1 pseudogene is annotated in these 627 nt (G+C 43.1%); it reads right to left on the bottom strand.

Annotation, left to right across the window (positions count from 1 at the left end):
- Positions 1 to 376: 376 nt before the first annotated feature.
- Positions 377 to 627: pseudogene (locus tag ELS82_RS26820) on the bottom strand (NADPH-dependent FMN reductase); the annotation flags it as partial.

The following is a 627-nucleotide window of genomic DNA, read 5'->3' as shown; positions in this document are numbered from 1 at the left end:
GCCGAGGCAACTGCCAAGCCGAAATGCTAATTGGCTAAGAATCCAAAAACGACTTAAAGCCAGTTAAACAAKAAGCCAACCGCCACGACCTGACAATGAAGCAACCCGCGAACATTGGCATGTTTTACGGGCTGAGAAATTCAAGAACTTAGACCGACAATGCGGATTTGCTGAGTCTACTAGGGACGGATTGCCAGAGGGACAAAGAACTAGAGCCTAAGACATTTAAGCCTTTGAAATACAAGTAAACATAACGCCCAATTAAGGGGTGAACAACGCCTCCACCCAACTTAAAGCATTGTGCCATAAACACTAAAATTGAAGTAGAAGCAAAAATGCCAAGCGTTGTGAATCCCTCTTAAATTGCTTGTTAGCATTACAGTTCCCACCCAGACTTATATGTTCTAGCACTCAATAAACTACAGAGCTCATCCATTACTTTCATAGATTTTTCAAGCCTGGGTAGCCTTTCATCCGAAAGGGTATCATTGACCCAGTGACGATTATGAACATACAAGTTGTAAGGATTGATAACACACTTGAAATCAATGCTTAGTGACGTCGAGAGCGCAGAATCAGCCATGTAACTATGAGGTAGCCCCGCTGAGGTTACAAACGTCACCACTT

Source organism: Vibrio ouci (assembly GCF_004551525.1).
GTDB lineage: Bacteria > Pseudomonadota > Gammaproteobacteria > Enterobacterales > Vibrionaceae > Vibrio > Vibrio ouci.
The sequence above is the reverse complement of the archived record's forward strand: the minus strand, read 5'-3'. Positions and strand labels throughout refer to the sequence as shown.